General features: G+C 62.1%; 24 protein-coding genes. 12 read left to right on the top strand and 12 right to left on the bottom strand.

Translation table 11 applies throughout. The features are described from left to right. Positions 1–55: 55 nt before the first annotated feature. The 3 genes from MTP16_RS16045 to mtgA all read right to left on the bottom strand — a co-directional run bounded on the left by MTP16_RS16045 (position 56) and on the right by mtgA (position 3,071). Positions 56–1,519, bottom strand: a complete 1,464-nt coding sequence (locus MTP16_RS16045; protein ID WP_243511565.1) for an alpha/beta hydrolase — start codon at positions 1,517–1,519, stop codon at positions 56–58. 122 nt (positions 1,520–1,641) lie between these two features. After that, positions 1,642–2,160 carry a YybH family protein gene (locus MTP16_RS16040; protein ID WP_243511563.1) on the bottom strand — a complete coding sequence of 173 codons (519 nt, stop codon included), beginning with the start codon at positions 2,158–2,160 and terminating at the stop codon, positions 1,642–1,644. Between the two features lie 137 nt (positions 2,161–2,297). Then, positions 2,298–3,071, bottom strand: a complete 774-nt coding sequence (gene mtgA, locus MTP16_RS16035; RefSeq protein WP_243511561.1) for a monofunctional biosynthetic peptidoglycan transglycosylase — start codon at positions 3,069–3,071, stop codon at positions 2,298–2,300. A gap of 160 nt (positions 3,072–3,231) precedes the next feature. Here mtgA and MTP16_RS16030 point away from each other — a divergent pair, with 160 nt between their 5' ends. Next, a complete protein-coding gene (locus tag MTP16_RS16030) occupies positions 3,232–3,867 on the top strand; it encodes an LON peptidase substrate-binding domain-containing protein (protein WP_243511560.1) in 636 nt (211 codons plus the stop codon). Between the two features lie 223 nt (positions 3,868–4,090). Here MTP16_RS16030 and MTP16_RS16025 read toward each other — a convergent pair whose 3' ends face one another. Beyond that, on the bottom strand, positions 4,091–4,903 hold the full coding sequence (locus tag MTP16_RS16025; protein ID WP_243511558.1) for a M48 family metalloprotease: 813 nt from the start codon (positions 4,901–4,903) through the stop codon (positions 4,091–4,093). A gap of 97 nt (positions 4,904–5,000) precedes the next feature. After that, positions 5,001–5,789, bottom strand: a complete 789-nt coding sequence (locus MTP16_RS16020; protein WP_243511556.1) for a murein L,D-transpeptidase catalytic domain family protein — start codon at positions 5,787–5,789, stop codon at positions 5,001–5,003. A gap of 124 nt (positions 5,790–5,913) precedes the next feature. On the opposite strand from MTP16_RS16020, the gene MTP16_RS16015 reads away from it, so the two are divergent. Continuing rightward, positions 5,914–6,339, top strand: coding sequence for a hypothetical protein (locus tag MTP16_RS16015; RefSeq protein WP_243511553.1), 426 nt, complete (start codon positions 5,914–5,916; stop codon positions 6,337–6,339). Between the two features lie 53 nt (positions 6,340–6,392). Here MTP16_RS16015 and MTP16_RS16010 read toward each other — a convergent pair whose 3' ends face one another. Next, a complete protein-coding gene (locus MTP16_RS16010; RefSeq protein WP_243511550.1) occupies positions 6,393–6,797 on the bottom strand; it encodes a hypothetical protein in 405 nt (134 codons plus the stop codon). A 180-nt stretch (positions 6,798–6,977) separates the two neighbouring features. Next, positions 6,978–7,490 (bottom strand): hypothetical protein, encoded by a 513-nt coding sequence (locus MTP16_RS16005; protein WP_243511548.1) that lies wholly within the window; start codon positions 7,488–7,490, stop codon positions 6,978–6,980. A 248-nt stretch (positions 7,491–7,738) separates the two neighbouring features. On the opposite strand from MTP16_RS16005, the gene MTP16_RS16000 reads away from it, so the two are divergent. Continuing rightward, positions 7,739–9,370, top strand: coding sequence for an ABC-F family ATP-binding cassette domain-containing protein (locus tag MTP16_RS16000; RefSeq protein ID WP_243511544.1), 1,632 nt, complete (start codon positions 7,739–7,741; stop codon positions 9,368–9,370). Positions 9,371–9,473: 103 nt separating this feature from the next. After that, the gene (locus MTP16_RS15995; RefSeq protein WP_243511541.1) at positions 9,474–10,265 is read left to right on the top strand and encodes a hypothetical protein; all 792 of its coding nucleotides are present in this window, start codon (positions 9,474–9,476) and stop codon (positions 10,263–10,265) included. 83 nt (positions 10,266–10,348) lie between these two features. On the opposite strand, the gene MTP16_RS15990 is transcribed toward MTP16_RS15995, so the two are convergent. Beyond that, complete coding sequence (locus MTP16_RS15990; protein ID WP_243511538.1) at positions 10,349–10,507, bottom strand: lmo0937 family membrane protein; 159 nt, start codon at positions 10,505–10,507, stop codon at positions 10,349–10,351. A gap of 196 nt (positions 10,508–10,703) precedes the next feature. On the opposite strand from MTP16_RS15990, the gene MTP16_RS15985 reads away from it, so the two are divergent. Further along, positions 10,704–11,591, top strand: a complete 888-nt coding sequence (locus MTP16_RS15985; RefSeq protein ID WP_243511536.1) for a 3-hydroxybutyryl-CoA dehydrogenase — start codon at positions 10,704–10,706, stop codon at positions 11,589–11,591. A gap of 101 nt (positions 11,592–11,692) precedes the next feature. On the opposite strand, the gene MTP16_RS15980 is transcribed toward MTP16_RS15985, so the two are convergent. Both MTP16_RS15980 and MTP16_RS15975 read right to left on the bottom strand, forming a co-directional pair. After that, positions 11,693–13,507, bottom strand: a complete 1,815-nt coding sequence (locus MTP16_RS15980) for an alpha/beta fold hydrolase (RefSeq protein ID WP_243511534.1) — start codon at positions 13,505–13,507, stop codon at positions 11,693–11,695. A 156-nt stretch (positions 13,508–13,663) separates the two neighbouring features. After that, entirely contained in the window at positions 13,664–14,527 is an 864-nt protein-coding gene (locus MTP16_RS15975) for a helix-turn-helix transcriptional regulator (protein ID WP_243511532.1), read from the bottom strand. 169 nt (positions 14,528–14,696) lie between these two features. Here MTP16_RS15975 and msrA point away from each other — a divergent pair, with 169 nt between their 5' ends. Further along, positions 14,697–15,233 (top strand): peptide-methionine (S)-S-oxide reductase MsrA, encoded by a 537-nt coding sequence (gene msrA / locus MTP16_RS15970; RefSeq protein WP_243511530.1) that lies wholly within the window; start codon positions 14,697–14,699, stop codon positions 15,231–15,233. 46 nt (positions 15,234–15,279) lie between these two features. Here the strand turns inward: msrA and MTP16_RS15965 are convergent, their stop codons facing one another. After that, the gene (locus MTP16_RS15965; protein ID WP_243511528.1) at positions 15,280–15,726 is read right to left on the bottom strand and encodes a hypothetical protein; all 447 of its coding nucleotides are present in this window, start codon (positions 15,724–15,726) and stop codon (positions 15,280–15,282) included. 55 nt (positions 15,727–15,781) lie between these two features. Beyond that, positions 15,782–16,606, bottom strand: a complete 825-nt coding sequence (locus MTP16_RS15960; RefSeq protein WP_243511519.1) for a 2,3,4,5-tetrahydropyridine-2,6-dicarboxylate N-succinyltransferase — start codon at positions 16,604–16,606, stop codon at positions 15,782–15,784. Positions 16,607–16,994: 388 nt separating this feature from the next. Between MTP16_RS15960 and MTP16_RS15955 the strand changes: the two genes are divergently transcribed. The 6 genes from MTP16_RS15955 (at position 16,995) to mnmE (ending at position 24,938) form a co-directional block, all read left to right on the top strand. Continuing rightward, on the top strand, positions 16,995–19,367 hold the full coding sequence (locus MTP16_RS15955) for a TonB-dependent receptor (RefSeq protein ID WP_243511517.1): 2,373 nt from the start codon (positions 16,995–16,997) through the stop codon (positions 19,365–19,367). A 3-nt stretch (positions 19,368–19,370) separates the two neighbouring features. Beyond that, complete coding sequence (locus MTP16_RS15950; protein ID WP_243511514.1) at positions 19,371–20,285, top strand: DUF4249 domain-containing protein; 915 nt, start codon at positions 19,371–19,373, stop codon at positions 20,283–20,285. A 120-nt stretch (positions 20,286–20,405) separates the two neighbouring features. Next, entirely contained in the window at positions 20,406–21,578 is a 1,173-nt protein-coding gene (locus MTP16_RS15945) for a glycosyltransferase (protein WP_243511511.1), read from the top strand. A gap of 100 nt (positions 21,579–21,678) precedes the next feature. Then, positions 21,679–22,689, top strand: a complete 1,011-nt coding sequence (locus MTP16_RS15940; protein WP_243511509.1) for a 3-oxoacyl-ACP synthase III family protein — start codon at positions 21,679–21,681, stop codon at positions 22,687–22,689. Positions 22,690–22,810: 121 nt separating this feature from the next. Continuing rightward, the gene (locus tag MTP16_RS15935; protein WP_243520070.1) at positions 22,811–23,473 is read left to right on the top strand and encodes a metal-dependent transcriptional regulator; all 663 of its coding nucleotides are present in this window, start codon (positions 22,811–22,813) and stop codon (positions 23,471–23,473) included. 58 nt (positions 23,474–23,531) lie between these two features. Further along, positions 23,532–24,938, top strand: a complete 1,407-nt coding sequence (mnmE, locus tag MTP16_RS15930) for a tRNA uridine-5-carboxymethylaminomethyl(34) synthesis GTPase MnmE (RefSeq protein ID WP_243511507.1) — start codon at positions 23,532–23,534, stop codon at positions 24,936–24,938. The last annotated feature ends 75 nt before the right edge of the window (positions 24,939–25,013 follow it).

Here is a 25,013-nt window from a genome sequence, read left to right as displayed (position 1 = left end):
AAAGCCCGTTCTTAGTCAGAGCGGGCTTTTGTCGTTTGGTAGTGCCGCCTCACTCCTACGGCTTCAAGTTCCAGTAGCTCTTGCCGCCCACCGTCACCTTGGTCAGCGACGGGCGTTGGTCAGGTCGCTTCCGGCCCACTATCAGCCCTGCCAGGTCCGTGAGCACCAGCGGCACGTCGGCGATGTACGAATGACCCAGCCCAAAATCCAGCCCCAGCGCCTCCGCGTCTGCCTCCGAGGCCACAATGGTTTCCAGGCCCCGCGTCGTGTAGGGCACCCGCTCCTGCACTAGGCCCAGCCGGTCATACCGCCCGTGGGCCAGCCGCGAAGCCATGAGTGCCTTGTCTCCGCTCGACGCGTACAGCGTGGTATGAATGCCGCTTTTCTCCAGCACCGGGGCAATGTTTCGGTCAAACACGTCGGCGTCGATGTCGGGTGCGGCCAGTATCAGTTCCTGCACCTTCCCCGCCAGATTTGGGCTTTCCTTTATCACATCGCGCATGGCGCGCGCCACCAGCCGGTTGCCCATGCTATGGGCGATGATGTATACCTGCTTGGCGTTGGTACGCGTCAGGAAATCGACCAGAAACTTCTTGAAGTCGTCTTGCGCCCATTCGGCGTTCTGCTCATCCACCACGTAGGGCGCCACCGCCGCCTGCGAGGGCCAGCTGAAAAACACCGGCACCCCCGGAAACTTAAGGTCGAAGTGCATCTGGGCCGTGCGCCGCGCCGCATCGACAAACGACACGTTGTAGCCGTGCACGAACACAAACGCCGCCGGTTGGGCACTGCTGGCCACCTGCGCGCTTAGCTTCGCAAAAAACGCCGCGTCGGCCAGCACCTGGTTGCTTTGCAGCACCACGTCGCGGTACTGGTCTTCTTCCCTGAGCATGCCCGGCCGCTCCATCGCCCCTTTCTTATGAATGCCCGGAATGGTGACCAGCGCCGTCCCGTAGCTCACCTTCCGGCCCCGGATGGGGCCGAAGTCGGTGATTGCTCCCTTCCGCGTCTCCGCCTCGCGGTCGGTGGCAAAGTACACCTGCACCTTCGTCAGGGCATTGGTCTTCGCCGGCGGCCCGGCGCTTCTTACAATCACTTCGGCAATGCCCCGCTTTCTCCCCCCCGATAACAGGTAAAACAGAGGCAGTTGGGCGTAGGTCACGTTGTAGCCAAGGTCTTTTTTGCTGATTGGATACGTTCGCGTCGCGAAGCCCAGGGAGCTGATGGCCAACTCGTAGGTACCCATCGGCAGCAATAGGCTGAATCTGCCGCTGGAATCAGTTGCCACGCCGATGTTCTTCCCTTGCACCACCACCGTGGCCCCGGCTATCGGGCGTCCTTTCGCCGAATCCATCACCATGCCCTGCAACGACGCCAGCGAATCGAGCGGCTGGGCGGCCATTGGCGTCAGGGCCTGGGCCCGGGCCTGTTGGCTCATGGCCAGCAGGCCCGCCAGCACCAGCCACCGCCACCGCGTATTTGCTAGGCAGGCGCCCTGGCTGCGCAGTTTAGTATACATTGTTCGCAAAAGAAAAAAACCGTGAGCAAAAGCTATTAAAGCCCAAAGTAAGGGGCAATTACATAAAATTCAGCCTTTGTGCAATTTCTTCGTTCAGTTCGATTCCTTTTGCACACGCGGCGCTAGTTGGTGTGGTCGGCCACCACCTTCCACTCCCCGTCCACCTGACGCAATACCAGCAGGAAATACCCGCCCACGTCGCCTGCCGTTGGCCGCGCTAGGTGCCAGCGGCCTACCACCTGCGCCGCCGTGGGCGCCAGCAGCGTCACCTGCAGCCCGCTGAAATCGAGCTGGCCCATGGCGGCCGCATCGGGGTAGCCCTTGCGGTAGTTTTCCAGCGTCGGCTGCCAGCCATAAGTAGGCCCCTTGCGCCCGATGAACACCAGCGAGTCCGACTTCCAGTAGCCCTCCATGAAGCCCGGAATGTCGCCCCGGTTCCAGGCCGCCGTCTGCGTGGTGAGCAACTGTACAATGGCCCGGCGGGCGGCGGCCGGGGCGTCGGCAGTAGCTCCCGGACGCGCCGTGGTGCACCCACTTAGGGCCACGCTGGCCGCTATGCAGCGCGCAGCGAAGTATCCTGCCCGCTTCGTCCACCCAATCGATTTACTGCGGAGGTAAAGATGCTTTGCTATGCTCTGCATGAGGTTCTGATTTCTAAAAAGATGTTGTATCAACCTAAGTTGTCAGGCTCCCCCTCTCCTTTGGAGAGGGGGACGGCCCCAGAGGGGTCCCGTGAGGCCCTATGCCTGAACGACCCGCAAGAGCGCCCGAACGTCCATTACTTCAATATCTCCGCCACGAAGCGCGTGCCGCCCAACCGCTTCATGTTGCGCAGCACCCGCAGCTGCTTGGCCCGCGCCACCGGCCCGGGATTGGAGGCGCGGAAGCGCAGCGGGTTGGGCAGCACCCCGGCCAGGAGGGCCGCCTCGGCCGGGCTCACCTCGCTGGCGTGTTTGCCGAAGTAGCGCAGGCTGGCCGCTTCCACCCCAAAGGTGCAGTCGCCCATCTCGGCCACGCTCAGATACATCTCCATGATGCGGCGCTTGTTCCACAAAAACTCAATGAGCACCGTGAAATAAGCCTCGGCCGCCTTGCGCACGTAGCTCCGCCCCTGCCACAAAAACACGTTTTTGGCCACCTGCTGCGAAATGGTGCTGCCCCCCACCACCGGCTTGCCCTCGGCGCGGTTCCAGTTGCGCTTGGCGGCTTTGGTGAGGGCGTCGAAATCGAAGCCGTGGTGAATGAGGAAGCGCTGGTCTTCGGCCGCCACCAGGGCCAGCGGCACCGAGGGTGCCACCTCGTCCAGGGTCCGGAACTGGTAGTTGATGTGGCGCGGGTCGGGCTGGATGCCGTAGTAGCCCAGCCCCACCGGCGCGTGGGCGCGGCGGTCCAGCATCAGCCAGGTGGCGGGCGGCGCCACCCAGCGGTACATCAGCACCCAGGCCACCGAGGTCAGAAACAGGGCCGCCACCACTTGCAGCAGCAGGCGCCCCGCTTGCTTGAGCAACAGCGAAAAATCAGGAATCAGGGGAGTAGGTTTGGCCGAGGACATTGGGGCAAAAGTAGCGTGGCGCGCGGGGTTTCGGCTTTCCCGCCTACCTTCGGCCCGCTCGGCCAGGGCAGCCACCCAAACCCTAAGGCCGGGCTTTGCTGTTACCCATCTGCACTCCGGTTCCCGCTTCCGGCTCCTCACTTCCCACTTCCCAGCACCAATGGCCCGCCTGCTGCCCCTTTTCCCGCTCAATCTGGTGGTTTTTCCGGGCGAAAAGCTGAACCTGCACATTTTCGAGCCCCGCTACCGTCAGCTCGTGCGCGAGTGCATTGAGCAAAACACTACCTTCGGCATCCCGCCCTACCTCGACAATTCCCTCAGCGAGCTGGGCACCGAAATGCGCCTCATCAGCGTGGAGCAAACCTATGCCAGCGGTGAGCTCGACATCCGCACCCGGGCCGTGGGCGTGTTCCGCATCAACAAGTTCTACCGCCAGGCCCCCGGCAAGCTCTACGCCGGCGGGCTCATCGAAGACGTGGTGCAGGACGACGTGGCCGACCCCGTGCTGCGCGACATCATCACCCGCCAGGTGCGCCAGCTCTACGAAGCGCTGGGCCTGCGCAAGCTGCTGCTCGAGCTGGCCCCCGACTACTGCATCTTCGATGTGGCCCACCACATCGGCTTCAGCACCGACCAGGAATACCAGCTCCTGGCCACCACCAGCGAGCAGGAACGCCAGGAAATGGTGCGCGAGCACCTCGACACCATCCTCCCCGTCGTCCTCGAAACCGAGCGCCTCAAGGACCGGGTGCGGCTCAATGGCCACTTCAAGAACCTGACGCCGCCGAACTTCTGAACCGCAGATTTTCGCAGATTAAACGGATAAGAACGGATTCGAATGGACGCATTATAAATTGTTCGCCCACAGTTTTACGTTTCTTCGTTGACCATTCAAACACAAAAGCCGCGGCTAATCAGCTGCGGCTTTTGTGTTTAGATAAGAATAAGAGCAAGGCAATTTGAAGTGCTCCTCTGAATCCGTTCTTATCCGTTTAATCTGCGAAAATCTGCGGTTCAGACTACTGCTTCAACCCCGCAGGCACGCCCTGCGGAAACTCTGCGGCAATTTCCTTTTGCAGCTCCCCGATGCGGTTGCCCGGGTCGGGGTGGGTGCTGAGGAACTCCGGCGTAGAACTGCGGCCGCCCTGCTGCTGCAGCATCTGCATCACCTGAATCATGGCGCGGGGGTCGTAGCCGGCCTGGGGCGTGAAATCGACGGCCAGGCGGTCGGCCTCCAGCTCGTCTTCGCGGCCGAAGCGCAGGTTCACCACCTTGGCAATGGCCGCCGCTATGGCCGCTTTGGCCACCGAGCTGCCGGGGTTGTTGGGGTCGTAGGAGGCGATGCCGGCAGCACCGGCCAAGCCCTGCGTCAGGTTCGACTTGGCCACCTGCTCGGCCGAGTGCCGGGCCACCACGTGGCCAATCTCGTGGGCCAGCACCCCCGCCAGCTGGCCCTCCGAAGTCAGCTTGTTCAGAATACCTTTCGTGATGAATATCTGCCCGCCGGGCAGCGCAAAGGCGTTGATGGTCTGGTCGTCGGCCAGCAGGTGGAACTGGAAGCGGTAGGGCGTCTGCCCGGCTTTGGTGCTGGCAATGATTTTTTGTCCCACGGCCTGCACGGCGGCTGTGGCCCGGGCATCGGGGCTTTCGCCACCGTACTGGGCGGCCATTTCCGGGGCCGCCTGCACGCCCAGGGCAATTTCCTGGTCGGTGCTCATGTTTACGTGCTGGGTTTCGCCGGTCACTTCGTTTTTCGAAGTGTTGAAAAAGTAACCGAATAAGGATACCGCCGCCACGATAAGGGCAATGATGAAGCGGAGATTGAGGCGCATAGCTAGGAAAGAAAAGGGTGAAGAAAAAAGCGCGAACCGGCCTCTTCGTAGGCCAGCCCGCGCTTTTAACGCACCCGTTCCGTTCTGGTTATTCCGCTCAGTTGGCGCGGGCCGCACCGCCGCCCTGCTGCAGGCCGGCGTAAGTCGTCGCGGCCGTGTCGAGGTTGAGCCACTGCGAGCGGTAACCCGCCGTGGCCGGCCCGTGCAGGTACACCACGCTCCCGCCCTTGATGGCCTTCACAATGGCCGCCGTTTCGGCCACCGGTAGGGCCGGACAGCCCTGGCTGCGCCCGAGCCGGCCGTGGGTTTTCACAAAATCCTCGCACACGTACTCGGCGCCGTGCACCACCACGGCCCGGCTTTCAGCATTGGTGTTGAAACCGGGGTCGAGGCCCCGGATTTTCAGCGACAAGCCGTGCTTGCCGGTGTAGGTGGTGGGCGCCGTGCGGTAGAAGCCCAGGCTGCTCATCTCGGAGCCGTCGCGGTTCGAAAAAGCCAGGGGCACGTCGCCCCCACTGGCCTTGCCGTGCGCCACCAGCGTATGAAACAACACCTTGGCCCGCGCCACGTCCAGCACCCACAGGCGCTTCTGCTGGCTCGAGCGGCTGAAATCAATCAGCGTGAGCACCGGTGAGCCACTGCCTTTTCGCAGGTTGTAGTACCCCACCAGCCCCTCCCGAAACACCGGCAGCGACAGGCCCGTGGCCCCCAGCTTCATTTTGGCATATAGCAGCGCCGCCTGCTGCTCAAAAGCGGCTTGGTAATAGGCCTGGCGTGCCGGCCCGGGCAGCGCAGCCACGGCCGCGGGCACCGACTGGGCCGCCACTGTGCCCGCCCCCAACCAAGCGCCCGCCAGCAGCGTGGCCATGATGGTTTTAATTTTCATTGCATGCAGCCTAATTATATTTTCTAATTCCCCGGTAGGGACTTTATACAGCATCGTGCCAAATTTAGTGCTTAGTTTCGTCAATTTTTAAGCCCTGCCCGGCGCGCTTTCTGCTCAATTGCCCATGCCCAAGTCTTTCGTTTCTGCCAAATACTTGTTCGGTGCCGCCGTTTGGGCCTTGGGCGAACTTAGCTTGAGCGGCTGCGGCCACGCGCTGCCCAAAGTCGAAGGCTTCGACGCCGCCACCTGGCGGGCCGACCCTTTCGCCTGCCGCGACCAGCGCCGCGCCGCCGTGCCCATTTTGGTGCGCGCCAAAGAGCAGCTCTACGAGGCCCGGGCTAACGACGTGACGGCCCTGCTCGGCCCGCCCGACGAGGAAGAACTCCGCGCCAATACCGAGAAGGTGTATTACTACTACTTGGAGCCCGGCAGCCAGTGCGAAGCCCGCCACCCGCGCTCCGGCGCGGCCTGCCTGAGCCTGCGCTTCGGACCGCTCGGCACCGTCACGGAGGTACTGGCCGACCCGCTCAAGCCAACTGCGCAACCATAAAAAAAGCCCCGCCAATTAAATACTGGCGGGGCTTTTCAGCTTAAAAGGGGCATTTATCCCAATCCGTTGCCCGTGCTGGCGGGCGCGGCGGCTGGCTGGCCGTTGGCCTGCTGCAGCTGGCTCAGCTGCGAGGGGGTGAGAATGCGGCTGCACTCCTGCTCGTATTGGGCTTCGAGTTCGGCGGTTTTGGCCGCGCGGGCGGCTTCGTCGTTCTTATAGTCGCGGTTGATGCTGTTGAGGCCTGCCAGCTTGGTGCGGTTCAGGGGCAACAGCTTTAGGTACTGGCCTTCGTTGAGGTGCAGGCGGGCCACCATCTCACGGGTGGTCGCCTGGGCATCGGCATTCACGGCTTTGCCGAACGTGGGGTGTTCGCTCAGCCGGTCTGCCATTTGGGCTTGTGCGCCGAAGGAGACGCCGGCCAACAGCAGCGTCAGCAAAAAGGCGTTGGACTTGCACATAAAAAACAAATAGTTAACAGGGAAGATGTTTGAGATTTGTTCTTAACGACCGCAAGTTAGTGTTTAGTTTCCGAATTAGTCTACTTCATCTTATTATCTCAATAAATCCCAACTAAACGTGCACAAAAAAGACCGGCTCTGAGGGCCGGCCTTTTCTTCAAGCTGGTGGGGTGGTTAGCCTTAGTCATTGCTCTGTTCAGCAAGTGTTTGCTCTTCATCGGGGGCACGGAAGTGCTGCATGGCCACAAGGGCGGTGATAACCCCGGTCATCGTACCCATCAGGATGATGCCCAAACCGCTGATGAGCACACCCAGGTCGGAGCCAAACAGGTCGCGGGTGCGAATTTGCGAGATGGCCTGGGGGCTGATGCCCCCCATTACCCAGAAAGCAATGCCCAGCATCACCGAAGCCACCATGGCCGTTACGATGCCCGTGCCGTAGCCTTCGAGGTAGCCCATGCGCGCGCCTTTTACATTGCGCAGGTGGCGAATAGACAGCACCACGCCCAGAACGATGATGGCCCCGTTGAGCGAGCTGGCTTCCAGGCTGCCCATGAAGCCGGTAACGGCGGCTATTACCATGTAAACTACCAGGCCGATACCCGTGTAGATGCCGTAGCGCACGCCGTTGTTTTCGGCGGTGGCGCGCAAGCGGGCCAAGCGGCTGGCCGAACGCGAGGTGGAACCTTTCAATGCGGAAGAGGATGCAGTTGCCATTGAGAATGCTGATTTAGGTAGGAGTGGAAGGAAAGTGGTGTGAAGCCACGGTGCTTTCTCTTTATACTCCCCCGCCCGGCGCGGGGTTGTGTAGGAATGCCCCTGACAGGCACTTATTTGCATCGGCGGCCGTTTGATAAAATGCTTCGGCAGCGGCATCGTGCGTAATTTTACCGCCGGCGGCGTTGCGTGCGCCTTTTTACCTACTCTTTCTAGTTAGTTGAATGATTTCCACCTCCAATGTGAGCCTGCGCTACGGGAAGCGCGTGCTGTTTGAAGACGTCACCGTTAAATTTCTGCCCGGCAACGTGTACGGCCTCATCGGGGCCAACGGCGCGGGCAAGTCCACGTTCCTGAAAATCCTTTCGGGCGAGATTGAGCCCAACACCGGCTCGGTGGAAATGCCCGCCGGGCAGCGTCTGGCCGTGCTCAAGCAGAACCAGTTTGCTTACGACGACCAGGCCGTGCTGCAAACCGTCATCAAAGGCCACCAGCGCCTGGCCGAGGTGATGACCGAGAAGGATGCCCTCTACGCCAAGTACGACGCCGGCACGGCCACCGATGCCGACGGCGAGCGCCTGGGCGTGCTCGAAAGCGAGTTTGCCGACATGGAAGGCTGGGACGCCGAATACAAGGCCGCCGAGCTGCTTTCCGGCCTCGGCATCACCGAAGACAAGCACTACTCGCTCATGGCCGACCTCGGCGCCAGCGAGAAGGTGCGCGTGCTGCTGGCCCAGGCACTGTTTGGCAACCCTGACGTGCTGCTGCTCGACGAACCGACCAACAACCTCGACGCCGAGAGCGTGCTCTGGCTCGAAAACTTCCTGGATAACTTCGAGAACACCGTGATTGTGGTGAGCCACGACCGCCACTTCCTCGACGCCGTGTGCAACTACATGGCCGACCTGGACTTCTCGAAAATCACGATGTATCCCGGCAACTACTCGTTTTGGTACGAGAGCAGCCAGTTGGCCCTGCGCCAGCGCCAGGACGTGAACAAGAAAACCGAGGACAAGCGCAAAGAGCTCGAAGAGTTTGTGCGCCGCTTCTCGGCCAACGCCTCGAAAAGCAAACAGGCCACCAGCCGCCAGAAGCTGCTGCAAAAGCTGACGCTGGAGGAAATTAAGCCGTCATCGCGCCGCTACCCATACATTGCCTTCAAGCCCGAGCGTGAAGCCGGCAACCAGCTGCTGAGCGTAGATGGCGTAAGCAAGACCGTAGACGGCCAGTCGGTGCTGAAAAACGTGTCGTTTACGCTCGACAAAGGCGACAAAGTGGCCATTGTGGGCCGCGACGACCGCGCTGCTTCCCTCCTGTTCGACATTATTTTCGGCGAAGCCAAGGCCGATAAGGGCACCTACAACTGGGGCACCACCATTACCCCGAGCTACTTCCCGAAGGAAAACAGCGCCTTCTTCCAAGCCGACAACATGAACCTGGTGGACTGGCTGCGCCAGTACTCGGTAGAGAAAGACGAGAGCTTTGTGCGCGGCTGGCTGGGCCGGATGCTGTTTTCGGGCGAGGAAAGCCAAAAGAAACCCAACGTGCTGAGCGGGGGCGAGAAAGTGCGCTGCATGCTCTCGAAAATGATGCTGGAAAGCGGCAACGTGCTGGTGCTTGATGACCCCACGAACCACCTGGACCTGGAAAGCATTCAGGCCCTGAACAACGGCCTGAAGGACTTCACGGGCTCGCTGCTGTTTGCCTCGCACGACTTGCAGTTCATCGACACGGTGGCCAACCGCATTATCGAATTGACCCCGGACGGCATCATCGACCGCCGCATGAACTACGAAGAATACCTGGCCGACGAAACGCTGAAAGCCCAGCGCCAGAAAATGTACCAGTTGGCTTAAGTATTCGGCGGATGGCCGAACGATGGATGGGTTAACTTTCGTTCTTTCATCGACTGTTAACTCATCCATCGCCATCTTTCCTTCTCATTCCGCTTTGCTCCCCATGAAACGTCATTTGCTCCCGCTGGTGTTGCTGCTGGGCGTGGCTTACCTGCCGGCCCACAAGGCCCAGGCCCAGGACAAGCCCGTGCTGAATTCGGCCCCTCCCGGCCCGCCGCCTGCCCCGCCCCGCCCCGTGGAGCCCACGCCTGCGCCGGCCCCAGTGCCGGCCACGCAACCCGTGCCCGAGCCGGCTACCACGGCCCCCATGCCCCAACCTTCGGCAGATAGCCCGTCGGGGCTGGAGCTGCCAGACCGCGAGAAAGAGCGGAAAGCCGCCCAGGAAAAAGCGGAAATGAACACGCGCTTGTTTGTTTATTCGGGCTTCGGCCTGGGCTACAGTTCCTACGGGGGCCAAAGCCAGTTTGATTTCAGCATCTCGCCGGCGTTGGGCTACCGCCTCAACGACCGCATTGCGGTGGGCCCGGGCCTAAGCTATGCCTATAGCAACTACGGCTTCAGCAACAGTGCCGGGCAGAACGTGGCCAACATCAGCACCAAGAGCATTGGGGTCAAGGTGTTCGGACAAATTAAGGTCATCAACCAGTTTCTGGTGCACGCCGAATTTGAGAATACTCGGGCCCAACTGCTTGAAGTGGACCAGCAGGGCTACGTCACGGGCCGCGTGGTGACCCGCACGGTGCAGACGCCCCTAGCCGGCCTCGGCTACCGGCAGCAGTTCAGCACGCGCGCTGCCGCCGATATTTTGCTGCTGTACAACTTCCAGGACGATTACAACCGGATTTACTCCAACCCGGTTATTCGGTTCAATTTTCTGTTCAACATCGGGCGCTGATTCCGATTGCAACAAACACAAAAAAGCCGTGCTGATTAGTCAGCACGGCTTTTTTGTGTTTTTAAGTTAACCCAGGGGGCGCTTTAGACAGCGCTTCGGCCGCTAATAACGCGCAGCAGGATAGCGATGATGGCAATCACCAACAGGGTGTGAACGATGCCGCCCGTGTAGTAGCCACCGAAGTAGCTAACGGCCCAGATGATGACGAGGATGACGGCGATGATATACAGGAGGTTGCCCATGGCTAGTGTGTGTGAAGGAGGTGAAAGAAACAGACTATGCGGCTTTGTACGCGGGTGTTTTCAAAAGGATATATTTATTGAAAAAAAAGTTGGCGGCCCGCAAACAAAAAGGGCAGTTGCCAACGCCGCCGTAGCTTTGCCGGGCCTGGCTACCGGCCTGCCTTCGTATTCCCACCCACATTTTAAGTTCTTCTTTATGAACGTCGCCGTAATTGGCTCCGGCACCATGGGCAATGGCATTGCCCATGTATTTGCGCAGCACGGCTTTTCCGTGGCCCTCATCGACATCAGCCAGCCGGCCCTGGACCGCGCCCTCGGCACCATCACCAAAAACCTCGACCGCCAGGTGGCCAAAGCCTCCTTGAGCGAAGACGACAAAACCGCCACCCTGGGCCGCCTGCGCACGTTCACCTCGCTGGCCGAAGGCGTAGCCGGCGCCGAACTGGTGGTAGAAGCCGCCACCGAAAACGTGGACCTCAAGCTGCAAATCTTCCGCGACCTCGACCAGCACGCCCCCACCGAAGCCATCTTGGCTTCTAACACTTCGTCGATTTCCATTACCAAGATTGCAGCCGTCACCAAGCGGCCCGCGCAGGTTATCGGCATGCACTTCATGAACCCCGTGCCGGTGATGAAGCTGGTGGAAGTGATTCGCGGCTACGCCACCTCCGACGCCGTGACGCAAAAGGTGATGGACCTGTCGCGCCAGCTGGGCAAAACGCCGACGGAAGTGAACGACTACCCCGGCTTCGTGGCCAACCGCATTTTGATGCCGATGATAAACGAGGCCATCATCACGCTGTTTGAGGGCGTGGCGGGCGTAGAGGAAATCGACACGGTGATGAAGCTGGGCATGGCCCACCCCATGGGCCCCCTGCAATTGGCCGACTTTATCGGGTTGGACGTGTGCCTGGCCATCCTGCGGGTGCTCCACGAGGGCCTGGGCAACCCCAAATACGCCCCCTGTCCCCTGCTGGTGAACATGGTGATGGCCGGCCGCCTGGGCGTGAAGTCGGGCGAAGGCTTCTACCAGTATACGGCCGGCTCGAAGGAGCTGGTGGTGGCCGAACGGTTCCGGAAGTAAGGGTTGTTACAGCCGATAAAAGCCCGCTGCGAGTATTCGCAGCGGGCTTTTCGCTTTACCGGAAAAGAGAAGCGAGTACTCGCTGGTAATTTGAAGTTGAGCTATTGCAGAAACTCCCGCACGGCGGCCAGTACCCGTTCGGGCTTTTCTTCGAACATATAGTGCCCGCTGTCGGGGAGGCCGACAAGTTGGGCCTGGGGCGCGAGGGCGGGCAGGCTCATCTTCATGTTTTCGAACGAAACGTAGCTGCCGATGCCCAGCACGGGCAGAGTGAGCGGGGCGTAGGTGCGGGCGTCGGCCATGTCCTGCTCGAAGGCCTGGTACCAGGCGTTGGCCGCCCGAATGCTGGCCGCGTCGTTGTAGGCGGCGGCGTACACGGCCCGGTCGAAGGCGGACATGCGGCTCTCGTCCAGCATCACGTAGGCAAAAAGGTAGTCGAGCAGGTGCTGGAAGCGACCCTCGAGGAGCTTTTCGGGCAAGCCCTTCACCTGGTTGAAGGCCATCCACCACACGTAGGGCTGCCGGCCGTCCATCTTGCCGGCGAAAGCGCCCGGCGCGGGCAGCAGCGACATGTAGCGCATGCCGTCGCTGGGGTGGCCGCCGTCGGCCAGGATGAGCTTGTCGGTAGCTTCGGGGTAATTGCAGGCAAAACTGGCCGCCACCATGCCGCCGATGTCATGGCCCAGCAATGCTACTTTGGCCAAGCCCAGGTGCTGCAGCAGGGCGTGAATATCCTGCGCCATGGTCTTCTTATCGTAACCCGACGCGGGCTTGTCGGAGGTGCCCATGCCCCGGATATCCACGATGATGACGCGGTAGTGCTGGGCCAGCTGCGCGGCGATGGGGTGGTAGGAAAACCAGGTTTGGGGCCAGCCGGGCAGGCAGATGAGCGGCTGCCCGCTGCCACCTTCCACGTAGTGCAGGCGCACGCCTTTCACAGTGGCGTAGTGGTTCGTAAAGCCTGGAAAGTGCTTGATAAGCTCCTCATCAGCGTAAGCGTCCAACGGCTTGGAGTTGCCAAGGTCGGCCTGCTGGCCGGTCAGCACTTCGGGCAGGCTGGTCCAGCGCAGGTCCGGATAGCGCGCATTGTCGAGCGGCGTGCTCTGGACGCTGAACATGCTGAGCAGGTACTGCATCTGCTGCCAGTTAGCATACAGTTGCTGCTCGCCGGCCGGATTGGCAGCGCGGGCGTGCCCAATGGCAGCGGCCAGGTCAGCCCGTGCCCCCAGGCGCACCAGCTCAAACGGGCCTTTGCCGGCCGCCTTAGCCGCGGCGGCCAGCTCGGTGGGGCTGGGCTGGAAGCTGGCAATGCGCAGGAAGCGCGGCGCGGCGGGGTCCAGGGCAGCGGCAGCGGTGAAGGCGGCCGTGTCGTCCATGGTGGTGAAGTCGATGCGCCAGTCAGTATCTTCCCAATACCCCACCTGGTGCTGCTTCATATCAAGCAGCGGTATGTTGTAGGTCAGCAACTCGGCAAAGGCGCCGTTGAGAATAGACGTGGCCTGAATGGGGGCCTGGTCGAGCCGCTCGCGGAACTCGCGCCGCAGGTCGAAATTGCGGTTTTCGCCCGCGGGCTGCTGGGTGTAGTCGCTGGAAAAATCGGACGGAATAAAGCGGGGCACGCCCGCCGCCACGGCTGCGGCCAGCAGCGCGGACTGCCCTTCCACTATCACGTCGCGCAGGCCCGCCACGGCCGATACCACGCAGCTCATGCCCGCGCAAGTCGCGGTGAGGGCCGCCACGTCGGCCATGTCCACGCGCCGCACGTCTACGCCCTGATGGATTAGGGCTTCTACTTTGGCCGGGTCGGTTTCGGCTCGCACGATGGCGCGAACCGCGGCTCCACGCTTGAGTAAGGCCGCAATGATGCGTCCGCCGAGGTTGCCGGTGCCACCGGATACTAAAATTTGAGGGTTCATAAGAGAAAAGATGGGGCAGCTTTCGTGCTGCTGTTGAGTGAGGCAAAGGTCCCCGCCCGCTCTTCCGCACCTTGGTCAATTCCTGCGCTCTTCTTATGAATTCTTGCTCTTCGCTTTCTTGCCCTTCGCTCGCCTGGCCCCGGGCGGCGGCGTCTTCTACCCTCGCTGAAATTCCCGCGGGCTCTGCCCCACCGCGCGCCTGAAGGCGGCCGAAAAGTGCGCGGGCGAGGCAAAGCCCAGCGCGTCGCTAATGTGGGCCAAGGGCAGGTTGCCGGCGCGCAGCAACTGCCGGGCCCGCCGGATTTTCCATCCCAGCACGTATTGGTAGGGCGACTGGCCGGTGGTGAGTTTGAAGCGCCGGGCGAAATGAAACACGCTCAGATGCGCCAGGCCGGCCAGTACTTCCAACGTTACGGTCTGCTCGGCGTGGGCTTCCAGGTAGGCGTCGATGCGCCCGAGCACCGCCGCGGGCAGCTGCGGGCCGGGGCCGGCCGCGCGCCGCTCGTGGGTGGTGTGGTGCTCGATGAGGTGGTAGCAAAGGGCATTGGTCAACGACTCGACGTAGAGTTGGCCGAGCGCGTGTTCGGCCCCGGCGGCGGCCAGCAACTGCCGGCCCAGCTGGGTAAGCAGCCCGTCGGCGAAGCAAAACCGCTCGCGCAGCGCAAAGTGGCTCAGGTGTCGGCTTTGGCCAACCCGGTTTTCCAGCTGCTCCGCGTCCAGATGCACGTGAATGACATCGGCGGGGCCGTCGAGGGCAATAGGGCCGTATTCGCCGGCCGGGTACAGGCCCGCGTCGCCGAACTGAAACTGGTCTTGCTCCACGCGGTTCCCGCTTTGCCGTTTGGACACAACCGGCTGGCGGCCCTGATGAATGATGAGCAGGTGTTGGGCGTGGTAATGCGCCGGCAGCGCCATAGCCTCCAGCTGAAAGCGCTCTACCCGCAGGCCGGGCCAGGCCTGCCCGGCACTGGTTTCCAGCGCCGGCCGGCCATAGGTTTCGGAGTGGTAGGTGTAGCTCATGGGTGCAAAGTATTCGGTGGCAACCGGCGGCCGTGGCAAAAGGTTGGCCCCGGAACTGCCAGCGAGTCCGGGTTCATTGCCCCGTCGTGCTCCGCAGTGCCGTGTAAGGAAATAACCTGGGCCGCGTCTACCGCGTTGTTACCAACACCAACGAATTAATTTCCTACCCATGCAACATGCAACATTTGGCGCCGGCTGCTTCTGGTGCGTCGAGGCCGTTTTTCAGAACCTGAAGGGGGTGGAGAAAGTGGTATCCGGCTACACCGGCGGCCGCATTGCCAACCCTACCTATAAAGAAGTGTGCAGCGGCCTCACGGGCCACAACGAAGTCATCGACATCACCTTCGACCCGGCCGTTATCAGCTACAAAGAGCTGCTCGAAATCTTCTGGAAAACCCACGACCCCACCACCCTCAACCGCCAGGGCAACGACGTGGGCACGCAGTACCGCTCAGGCATCTACTACCACAACGACGAGCAAAAGCAACTTGCCGAGGAGTATAAGAAGAAGCTCAACGACAACCAGGCCTTCCCCAACCCCGTGGTAACGGAGATTCTGCCCGCCCCGGCCTTCTACCCCGCCGAGGATTACCACCAAAACTATTTCAACCTGCACGGCCACGAGCCCTACTGCCAGTTTGTGGCCCGCCCTAAGGTGGAGAAAGTGAAAGCGCTGTTCGGCGAGAAGCTGAAGGCGGGGGTGTAATTCATTTTTCCATGAACATAAAAAGCCCGCTGGTTAGCGGGCTTTTTTATTGTAAATCTTTGAAATTCATGCTTTGCAACGAACGTGCTCGGCCTTTCCAGTCAATCTGCTTCACGGTATCGTCGGGAAAACGATGGGGCGGGGTAAACCAGTTGTTCACGACGCTGATATAAACCGGGGCCACGTAGCCCCCTTCGCTGGAGCGCCGAAACTCGGCTTCGGCCAGTTGGTCCTCACGGTCGCCCGTATTCATTTTGGCTAGTAATATCCGGTGGGTGCGACCAAACCAGCCGCCCAGCTGGGTATAATAGATATTGGTGGTCCAATAAGAAGGTTCGCCTTGCCGGTCCCAGCCCCCCCAATCGATGTGCTGCTCCGTTTCCACCTCTACGTAGGTCCGCTCGTCGGCATGCACCAGATAGCTATGGTCGGGCGGACTGGCTGGCGCTACCCAGGCATACAAACCGTATGCGATGCACAGCAGCAGAGTCAATTTTATAACTCCACCAACACACCCCAAGCAGCCACTGCTTTCCATTTTAGCCTAGTTAAACACTCACCCCAAAGTCCCGCAGCGCGTCATTCAAACTCGTCTTCAAATCCGTGCTGGGTTTGCGCTGGCCGATGATGAGGGCGCAGGGCACCTGGTACTCGCCAGCCGGAAATTGCTTGGCAATGGAGCCGGGGATGACCACCGAACGGGGCGGCACATAACCTTTATATTCCTTGGGCTCAGAGCCGGTCACGTCGATAATTTTGGTGCTGCCGGTGATGGTAACGCCTGCGCCAATGACGGCCTCGGTGCCAATGCGGCAGCCTTCCACGAGGATGCTGCGCGAGCCGATGAAGGCGCCGTCCTCGATGATGACGGGGGCGGCTTGCACGGGCTCCAGCACGCCGCCGATGCCCACGCCGCCGCTCAGGTGCACGCCTTTGCCAATCTGGGCGCAGGAGCCCACGGTGGCCCAGGTGTCCACCATCGTGCCCTCGCCCACGTAGGCGCCGATGTTGGTGTAGCTGGGCATGAGGATGACGCCGGGGGCCAGGTAGGCGCCGTAGCGGGCCACGGCGGGCGGCACCACGCGCACCTGCTGGCCGGCGTAGTCGGTTTTGAGGGCCATTTTGTCGTGGTACTCGAAGGGGCCCACTTCCTGGGTGCTCATCTGGCGAATGGGGAAGTAGAGAATCACGGCTTTCTTCACCCAGTCGTTCACCTGCCATTCGTTGGTGCGGTCCTGGGGCGGCTCGGCCACGCGCAGGCGGCCCTTGTCGAGTTCCTCGATGACGTGCTCGATGGCGGCTTTGGTTTCGGGGGTTTGAAGCAGGGCGCGGTCGGCCCAAGCAGCTTCGATGAGGGTTTGCAAGTCGGACATTTGACGAAACGGAATTAGGTAAAGAACCAGCAGCCGGACGATGCGTTCGCCGCTGGACGCTGCAAAACTAGCATTGCGGCGGGTGCCCGACGGGTATCAAAGCTGCTTGGGGCTCATCGAACAACCAAAAAGACGTAGGGGCAGGGCGTGCCCCCGCCCGGGCAGCCGTGCCATTTCAACGAATCCGTTCAACGCCCGGGCGAGGGCAAGCCCCGCCCCTACGTCGTTCAAACGAGCACCACTGCCCCTTGTCTAACATTCAGGCCGGTTGCGCGTTTACCAACATGAAGAACGCATGAAGACGCGGGCTGTCGCAGGCGCGGGCGGCAAAATGGGGCACGGGGGTCCGCCACTCGTCGGAATCAATAATTAGCAGAAGGATAAGCAAATGCCAATAAATACTCGCACCAGCTACCGGGCCGCCACTGTATTAGCTATCGGGCTACTGGCGCCGCAACTGGGTTGGGCGCAGGCGCGGCACGTGCTCAGCGGGCAGGTGCGCGGCACCGACGGCGCGGCCCTCCCGGGCGCCACCGTGGCCGTGCCGGCCCTGGGCCTGGGCACGGCCACCGATGAAAACGGCCGCTACCGCCTCGACGTGCCGGCCGGGCCGCAGGAGGTGCTGGTGTCCTTCGTGGGCTACCTGCCCCAGACCTTCCGGGTGAACCTGGCCCGCAACCAGCAGCGCGACCTCACGCTGGCCCCCAATGCCAACGAGCTGACCGAAGTGGTGGTACAGGGGCAGCAAACGCTGGAGGAGAAGCTTGTGACCACCCAAATGGGTGTGGAGCACCTCAGCATCCGCGAGGCCAAGCTGCTGCCGGCGCTGTTTGGCGAGGTTGATATTCTGAAGACGCTGCAGCTCAAGCCCGGCGTGCAGAGCGGCGGCGAGGGCAGCAGCGGCCTGTTTGTGCGCGGCGGCTCGGCCGACCAGAACCTGGTGCTGCTCGACAACGCGCTTATTTACAACCCCAACCACCTGTTCGGGCTGTTTTCGGTGTTCAACTCTGATGCGGTGCAGAGCGTGGACTTGTACAAGTCGGGCTTTCCGGCGCAGTTTGGCGGGCGGCTCTCGTCGGTGATTGACGTGCGGCTGCGCGAGGGCAGCCGCGAGAAGTTCACCGTGACCGGCGGCATCGGCCTCATTGCCTCGCGCCTGAGCCTGGAAGGGCCGCTGGGCAAGCGCGCAGAAGGTCAGCCGGCCAAGGGCTCGTTCATCGTGAGTGCGCGGCGCACGTACTTCGACGTGTTCACGCGCGCCATCAACCGGGCCAATACCAATACGGAGGGCTACCGGCCCATTCCCGATTATTATTTCCAGGACTTCAACGCCAAGGCCAACTACACGCTGGGTGAGAAAGACCAGGTGTTTGCCACCGGCTACCTGGGGCGCGACGTGTTTGGCTTCAACTCGTTTGGCAACCTGCAGGCCAACTTTTCGTGGGGCAACACGCTGGGCACGCTGCGCTGGCAGCACACGTTCTCGCCCCGCCTCACGGCCAACACGCAGGTGGGTATGACGAGCTACCGCTACTCGCTGGGCAGCCAGGTTGACGTGGCTTCGTTTGGGCTGACGTCGACCATTCGCGACCTCAACGCCCGCGCCGATTTCGACTACGACCTGAACCCCGCGCACAAGCTGCGCTTCGGGGGCAGCTTCACGCACCACACCTTTGGCGTGGGCCGGCTGCAGGTCGAAACGGCCGACAACTCGCTGAACGTGGACGACAACATCAGCTACCCCGCGCTGGAAGGCGGCCTCTACGCCAGCGACAACTGGAAGGTGAGCGACAAGCTGCAGGCCGAAGTGGGGCTGCGCCTGAGCGGCTTCAGCAGCGACGCGGGGCAGGTATACGGCGGGCTGGAGCCGCGCCTGGCCGCGCGCTATGCCTTCAGCGACAAGCTTTCGCTGAAAGCCAACTACGCCCTGATGTACCAGTACGCCCACCTGGCCAGCAACACGGGCGCCTCGCTGCCCACCGACATCTGGTACCCCTCGCGGCTGAGCGTGAAGCCGCAGCGTTCCCAACAGGTGAGCACGGGCTTCAGCTGGCTGCTGTTTGGCGGCAAGTTTCTGCTGACGGATGAGGTGTATTACAAGTGGGCGCAAAACCAGGTGGATTTTCGCGACGGCGCCCAGATTTTTGCCAACCCCAACCTCGACCAGGAATTCCTGTTCGGCGAGGGCTGGAGCTACGGCAACGAGTTGTACCTGGAAAAGCAGAAGGGCAAAACCACCGGCTGGATAGGCTACACGCTGGCTTGGAGCTGGCGCCGGTTTGGCCCCCAGCGCGGCACCCCGGGCATCAACGACGGCCGCAACTACTACCCCAGCTACGACCGCCGCCACAATCTGAACGTGGTGGTACTGCACCAGCTCAACACCCGGCTGAGCCTGACGGCCAGCTTCGTGTACACGAGCAGCGCGCCCACCACCCTGCCGGCCGGCCGCTTCCCGCTGCAAAACGTGCCGGGCGGCGACATCCTGGCCGTACCCGTGTACCCCGACCGCAACACCTACCGCCTCATCCCCTACCACCGCCTCGACCTGGGCGTGGTGTGGAAGCTGCGCCCCGTGCGCTTCGGCACCGAGCGCGACCTCACCTTCAGCGTCTACAACGCCTACGACCGGCGCAACGCCTACTTCGTGTACTTCGAGATTTCGCGCAACCCCAACACCGACCTCATCGACGGCTTCACGGCGCAGCAGGTGTCGCTGTTTCCCATCATCCCGTCAGTCACTTACAATTTCAAATTCTAAGCCGTGGCAATATCTGCAAAGCAATTATTCAGCCGGCTAAGCCTGGGCGGCGCACTGCTGCTGGCAGCGGGCTGCAACCTCGAAAACGAGGTGGACGTGGTGCTGCCCGCCTACACGCCCGAGCTGGTGGTGGAGTGCTACCTGCGGGCCGGCGAAGTGCCGCGCCTCACGGTGGTGGAGTCGGGCACCTACCTGCCCTCGAAGGCCGACGGCACGGGGCAGCCCGTCATCACGTTGCCCACCGCCGCTGTGCCCACGCTGGGGCTCGGCATCAACGGCATCACCATCCAGGTGCCGGTTGATGTGACGGTGCGCCTCACGCTGCCGGGCGGGCAGACGGTGCCGCTGCAGTTCGCGCCGGGCATCGACCCGCTGACGCGCAAGGTGTTCACGCACATCGGCACGGCGCCGCTGGCCATGCAGCCGGGCCAGCGCTTCGGGCTTGATGTGCGCGACAGACGCGGCCGTCACGTGACGGGCAGCACCGGCGTGCCCACGTTCGTGCCCATCGACACGGTGCGCTACGCCTCCAACGGCGTGAACGGCCCTGAGCAGCGCTTCAACTTCGTCACCCGCTTCACTGACCCGGGCGGCACCGCCGACTACTACCGCCTGCTGCTCACCAACCAGCGCGACCTCAACGACTCGGAAGGCGACTACCTGGTGAGCGGCGAGTTGTTCGACGGCCAGGCGTACACCTTCCCCACCACCTACCGCTTCATGCCCGGCGACACCATGACGGCCACGCTCTTCCACATGGAGCCCGACTACTACAACTTCCAGTTGAGTGTGCGCGGGGCCATTTCGGCCAACGGCAACCCCTTCGCGCAGCCGGCCCGCATCCGCAGCACCGTGCAGGGCGGCCTGGGCGTGTTCACGGTGCTCGTAGCCGACCAGCGCACGGTGGTGCTGCGGTAGCGGCAGGCAACTGCCTGCCGCGCTAAGCAGCGCGAACTTTAGCTTCGCTGACCTTCGGTTGTAGTTGGCGTGGCAACCCCCAAACTTGCGTGCGCCTGCCAAAACCAGCATCTTTGAGCTGTGCCCGTTCCAAAAGATTCCAAACTTGTCGTTCTGCTGGCCTCGGTGCTGAAACCCGTCGACGACACGCGCATGCGGGGTAAGTTTGCCGAAACCCTGCTGGAGCGGCCCTTCACGCAAGTGCACGTGGCCGGCCGCGCCCCCCTGGCCAGCGCTTCCGATGAGCGCGCGCGAGTGCACCAGCACGGCATCTTTGAGGGCTCCCGTTTGGGCCTGGGCCGACTGGCGGCGCAGTGGCGCTACGGGCAGCTCCTGCGCCGGTTGAAACCAGACGTGGTTTTCGTGCACGCCCCGGAGCTGCTGCCGCTCACGCTGCTCTGGCAGCGGCTGGCCCGGGGACGCCGGTTCATCTATGACATCCGCGAGAACTACGCCCTGAACGTTTCGACGCAGCAGGTGTACCAGGGTGTCGTGCGGCGCCTGCTGGCGGCCGGCCTGCGTTGGGTCGAAGGCTTGGCCGCGCGCCGGGCGGCAGCCGTGGTGCTAGCCGAAGCCAGCTACGCCGACGAGCTGACTTTTCTGAACCTTGTGCCAGGGGGCCGGGTGCTGGTGCTCGAAAACAAATACCAGCCCGCGCCGGGAGAAATTCAGCCCATTCGGCCACACGCCCTGCCGCCGCCCGGCCAGCCATTGCGCCTGCTTTATTCGGGCACCATCTCGGAGCTAAATGGCGTGTGGGAAGCCATCACCTTGGCTGAGCAGCTGCATGCAGCGTGGCCCGGCGGGGTGCAGCTCACCATCATCGGTTTCTGCCAGCAGCCGGAATTGCTGCGGCGGCTGCAAGATGCCTTGGCTCAAAAATCGGCTTGGCTGAAACTGATTGGCGGCGCTGCGATGGTTCCCCACGCACAAATCGTGGCCGATATAAGTCGTAGCCATATCGGCCTGCTGCCCTACCGGCCCCACATCAGCACCGAGCGGTGCCGGCCCACCAAGCTGTTCGAATACCTAGGCCACGGCCTGCCCGTGCTGGCCTCGCCCAATCCGCTCTGGGGCGCGCTACTCCGCCAGCACGGCGCCGGGCTGGAAATTGATTTCGCGCAGCCGATTGACGGGCCGGCGCTGGCAGCCCAGTTGCGCGGCTCCCATTTCTACCCCAGCGGCATTCCAAGGGATGCGCTTTGGACTTCCGAAGGCAAAAAATTGTGGCTTTTGCTGGATTCTCTGTTTTAAACCGCCACCTTTGCGCCCATTTTGCGTCATCCATTCTGCTTGAATACTCGCCCGATGGGCGCTAATCATCCCAGAATTCCCACTTCACTTCCCTCAGCCCATGGCTACGCTACGTCATTCTTACATCGCCGGAGTCGGCCACTACGTTCCCAGCCGGGTTGTCAAAAACGCCGAGCTCGAACCCCTCATGAACACCTCCGACGCCTGGATTCAGGAGCGGACCGGCATTCAGGAGCGCCGCTGGTTTGAGGAAGGCAAGGACACCACCGCCAACATGGGTGCCAACGCCGCCCGTAAGGCCCTGGAAATGGCCGGCGTCGAAGCCAACGACGTGCAGATGATAGTATTTGCCACGCTCTCGCCCGACTACTTCTTCCCCGGTTCCGGCGTCATCATGCAGCGCGAGCTGGGCATGACCAACAACTGCCCCGCCCTCGACGTGCGTAACCAGTGCTCGGGCTTCATCTACGCCCTGTCGGTGGCCGACCAGTTTGTGCGCACCGGCATGTACGACACGGTGCTGGTGGTGGGCTCCGAAATTCACTCCTCCGGCCTCGATAAGTCGCCCGAGGGCCGTGGCGTCTCCGTCATCTTCGGCGATGGCGCGGGCGCCGTCGTGTTGCGCCCCAGCACCGCCGAGGGGCAGGGCATCCTCAGCACCCACCTGCACGCGCAGGGCGAGCACGCCGAGGAGCTCATCGTGAAAGAGCCCGGCTCCAACCGTGATAACCGCGCTGAATACGTGGTAGCTAACAAGCAGGAGCTCTACCCCTACATGAACGGCCAGAACGTGTTCAAGCACGCCGTGGTGCGCTTTCCGCAGGTCATCAAAGAGGCGCTGGACCAGAACGGCTACCAGTCCAGCGACGTCGACATGCTCATTCCGCACCAGGCCAACTTGCGCATCACCCAGTACGTGCAGCAGAAAATGGGCCTGACCGACGACAAGGTGTTCAGCAACATCCAGCGCTACGGCAACACCACCGCCGCCTCCGTGCCCATCGCCCTGAGCGAAGCCGTGCAGGAAGGCAAAATCAAGCGCGGCGACCTGGTGTGCCTGGCCGCCTTTGGCTCCGGCTTTACCTGGGCCTCGGCATTGATTAAATGGTAATCTTTTTCATTTAAACATTTATCAATTAACATTTAACAAGCTTTCATTTGACTTTCCACAAATCGGCTTTGTGCCTACTGCGGAGTGTTACATGATAAATGTTAATTGTTAAATGACCTTCATGCCCAGCCACACCGAGGAAAATTACTTAAAAGCCATTTTTAAGCTGGCCGAAGAGGAGCCTGAAAGCACAGGGGTGAGCACCAACCGCATTGCAGCGGCGCTGGCCACCCGGGCTCCTTCGGTGACGGACATGCTGCGGCGGCTGGCCGAGAAAAACCTGCTGAACTATGAGCGGTACCGCGGCGTGCAGCTCACGGCCGAGGGCCAACGGCTGGCTCTGCTCACCATCCGCAAGCACCGGCTGTGGGAAGTGTTTCTGGTGCAGCAGCTGGGCTTTAGCTGGGACGAGGTGCACGAAGTGGCCGAGGAGCTGGAACACGTGCAGTCGCCGCTGCTCATGCGCCGGCTCGACGCCTTCCTGGGCCACCCCGCCTTCGACCCCCACGGCGACCCCATTCCGGCCGAGGACGGCGCCATTCGCCGCCCCGCCCACCGCCTGCTGGCCGACCTTTGCCTTGGGGACCGCGGCACTTTGTGCGCCGTGAAAAATACCTCTGCTCCCTTCCTGCAATACCTTGACAAAGTGGGCTTGCAGCTAGGCGCCGCATTTGAAGTACTGGACAAGGTGATGTTTGATAACTCATTTGAGCTTAGGATAAACCAAGAGCGCACAGCTTTAATTTCAGCTGAAGTGAGCCGCAATTTGTTTGTAACGGAGTAAGCCTGTTTAGCAGGCGTCGAATACAAAATACGACCCATCCGAAAAATCCGACGAATCCGTGGTTCAGACAATTTTCTCCGATACCATTGTCGCGCTGTCGACCCCGCCCGGCGCGGGTGCCCTGGCAGTGGTACGCCTGTCGGGCCCGGCGGCGGTGGCCATCATGGCAGCGGTTTTCTCCAAGAAAAGCCTGGCCCAGGCCGCCGGTCACACCCTGCACTACGGCAACCTGCGCGACCCGGCCAGCGGCGAAATCATCGACGAAGTGGTGGTGGCGCTGTACCGGGGGCCCCGCTCCTTCACGCGCGAAGACGTGGTGGAAATCAGCTGCCACGGCTCCGACTACGTGGTGCGCCAAGTGCTGGCCCTGCTGCTGCGCCACGGCGCCCGCCTGGCCGAAGCCGGCGAATTCACCAAGCGCGCCTTCCTCAACGGGGCCATGGACCTGGCCCAGGCCGAAGCCGTGGCCGACCTCATTGCCGCCGACTCGGCCCTGAGCCATAAGGTGGCTTTGAACCAGCTGCGCGGCGGCTTCTCGCAGGAGTTGCGCGACCTGCGCGCCCGGCTCGTGCAATTTGCCGCGCTGCTGGAGCTGGAGCTGGACTTTGGCGAAGAAGACGTGGAATTTGCCGACCGCACCGGCCTGGCCCGGCTGCTGGCCGAAGTGCGCGGCGTGGTGCTGGGCCTGCTCCGCTCCTTCGAACTGGGCAACGTCATCAAAAATGGCATCACGGCCGTCATCGCCGGCCGGCCCAACGCGGGCAAATCCACTTTGCTCAACGCCCTGCTGCGCGAGGAGCGCGCCATCGTGTCGGCCATTCCGGGCACCACCCGCGACTTCATCGAGGACGAGGTAAGCATCGACGGCCTGCGGTTCCGCTTCGTCGATACCGCCGGCCTGCGCGACAACCCCGCCGATGAAGTCGAGGCGATTGGGGTACAGCGCACCCGCCAGCGCGTGCGCCAGGCCGCTATGCTGCTGTACTTGTTCGACTTATCTGAAATAGCTCCAGCAGAGGTTCAAGCTGAAATGCAGGAGCTAACTTCTGGCTTGGACCTGCCAGTGTTGGCGGTGGGCAACAAAACAGACCTGGCATCGGCCAAAACTATCCAAGCATTTGAGCAGGCATTTAGCGCCGGCCAGGTGCCGCTGCTGCTGCTGGCTGCCGGCCAAAACCAGGGCTTAGAGGCGCTGCAAATGGCCTTGGTTGCCCAGGTACGCGGCTCGGCCCTGGAAAACACGGCTTCGGCTACCATTGTCACGAACGTGCGCCACGCCCGGGCCCTGGAAACGGCGGCGGCCCACCTGGCGGCCGTGCAAACCGGCCTCGACACCGGGCGCGGCACTGAGCTGCTGGCCGCCGACCTGCGCCACGCCCTGGCTGCGCTGGGTGAGATTACGGGCGAAATTTCGTCGGAGGACTTGCTCACGAGCATTTTCACCCAGTTCTGCATTGGCAAGTGAGTGGGCTTTAATGTCGATTTAACTGCCCGCCCCCTGAAATCTTCGCAATCGTTGCCATGGGCTCCCAAAGCTTGA

The organism is Hymenobacter monticola (assembly GCF_022811645.1).
Classification (GTDB): Bacteria; Bacteroidota; Bacteroidia; order Cytophagales; family Hymenobacteraceae; genus Hymenobacter; species Hymenobacter monticola.
Note: the sequence above shows the minus strand (reverse complement) of the source record. Positions and strands in the feature narration are given on the sequence as shown.

Coding starts and splice junctions, on each gene's coding strand:
- MTP16_RS15935 (WP_243520070.1), top strand. CDS start 22,811: ATGCCCAGCCACACCGAGGAAAATTACTTAAAAGCCATTTTTAAGCTG.
- MTP16_RS16000 (WP_243511544.1), top strand. CDS start 7,739: ATGATTTCCACCTCCAATGTGAGCCTGCGCTACGGGAAGCGCGTGCTG.
- MTP16_RS15990 (WP_243511538.1), bottom strand. CDS start 10,507: ATGGGCAACCTCCTGTATATCATCGCCGTCATCCTCGTCATCATCTGG.
- mtgA (WP_243511561.1), bottom strand. CDS start 3,071: ATGTCCTCGGCCAAACCTACTCCCCTGATTCCTGATTTTTCGCTGTTG.
- MTP16_RS16015 (WP_243511553.1), top strand. CDS start 5,914: ATGCCCAAGTCTTTCGTTTCTGCCAAATACTTGTTCGGTGCCGCCGTT.
- MTP16_RS16040 (WP_243511563.1), bottom strand. CDS start 2,160: ATGCAGAGCATAGCAAAGCATCTTTACCTCCGCAGTAAATCGATTGGG.
- MTP16_RS15980 (WP_243511534.1), bottom strand. CDS start 13,507: ATGAACCCTCAAATTTTAGTATCCGGTGGCACCGGCAACCTCGGCGGA.
- MTP16_RS15940 (WP_243511509.1), top strand. CDS start 21,679: ATGGCTACGCTACGTCATTCTTACATCGCCGGAGTCGGCCACTACGTT.
- msrA (WP_243511530.1), top strand. CDS start 14,697: ATGCAACATGCAACATTTGGCGCCGGCTGCTTCTGGTGCGTCGAGGCC.
- MTP16_RS16020 (WP_243511556.1), bottom strand. CDS start 5,789: ATGAAAATTAAAACCATCATGGCCACGCTGCTGGCGGGCGCTTGGTTG.
- MTP16_RS16030 (WP_243511560.1), top strand. CDS start 3,232: ATGGCCCGCCTGCTGCCCCTTTTCCCGCTCAATCTGGTGGTTTTTCCG.
- MTP16_RS16025 (WP_243511558.1), bottom strand. CDS start 4,903: ATGCGCCTCAATCTCCGCTTCATCATTGCCCTTATCGTGGCGGCGGTA.
- MTP16_RS16010 (WP_243511550.1), bottom strand. CDS start 6,797: ATGTGCAAGTCCAACGCCTTTTTGCTGACGCTGCTGTTGGCCGGCGTC.
- MTP16_RS15995 (WP_243511541.1), top strand. CDS start 9,474: ATGAAACGTCATTTGCTCCCGCTGGTGTTGCTGCTGGGCGTGGCTTAC.
- MTP16_RS15985 (WP_243511536.1), top strand. CDS start 10,704: ATGAACGTCGCCGTAATTGGCTCCGGCACCATGGGCAATGGCATTGCC.
- MTP16_RS16045 (WP_243511565.1), bottom strand. CDS start 1,519: ATGTATACTAAACTGCGCAGCCAGGGCGCCTGCCTAGCAAATACGCGG.
- MTP16_RS15955 (WP_243511517.1), top strand. CDS start 16,995: ATGCCAATAAATACTCGCACCAGCTACCGGGCCGCCACTGTATTAGCT.
- MTP16_RS15960 (WP_243511519.1), bottom strand. CDS start 16,606: ATGTCCGACTTGCAAACCCTCATCGAAGCTGCTTGGGCCGACCGCGCC.
- MTP16_RS15975 (WP_243511532.1), bottom strand. CDS start 14,527: ATGAGCTACACCTACCACTCCGAAACCTATGGCCGGCCGGCGCTGGAA.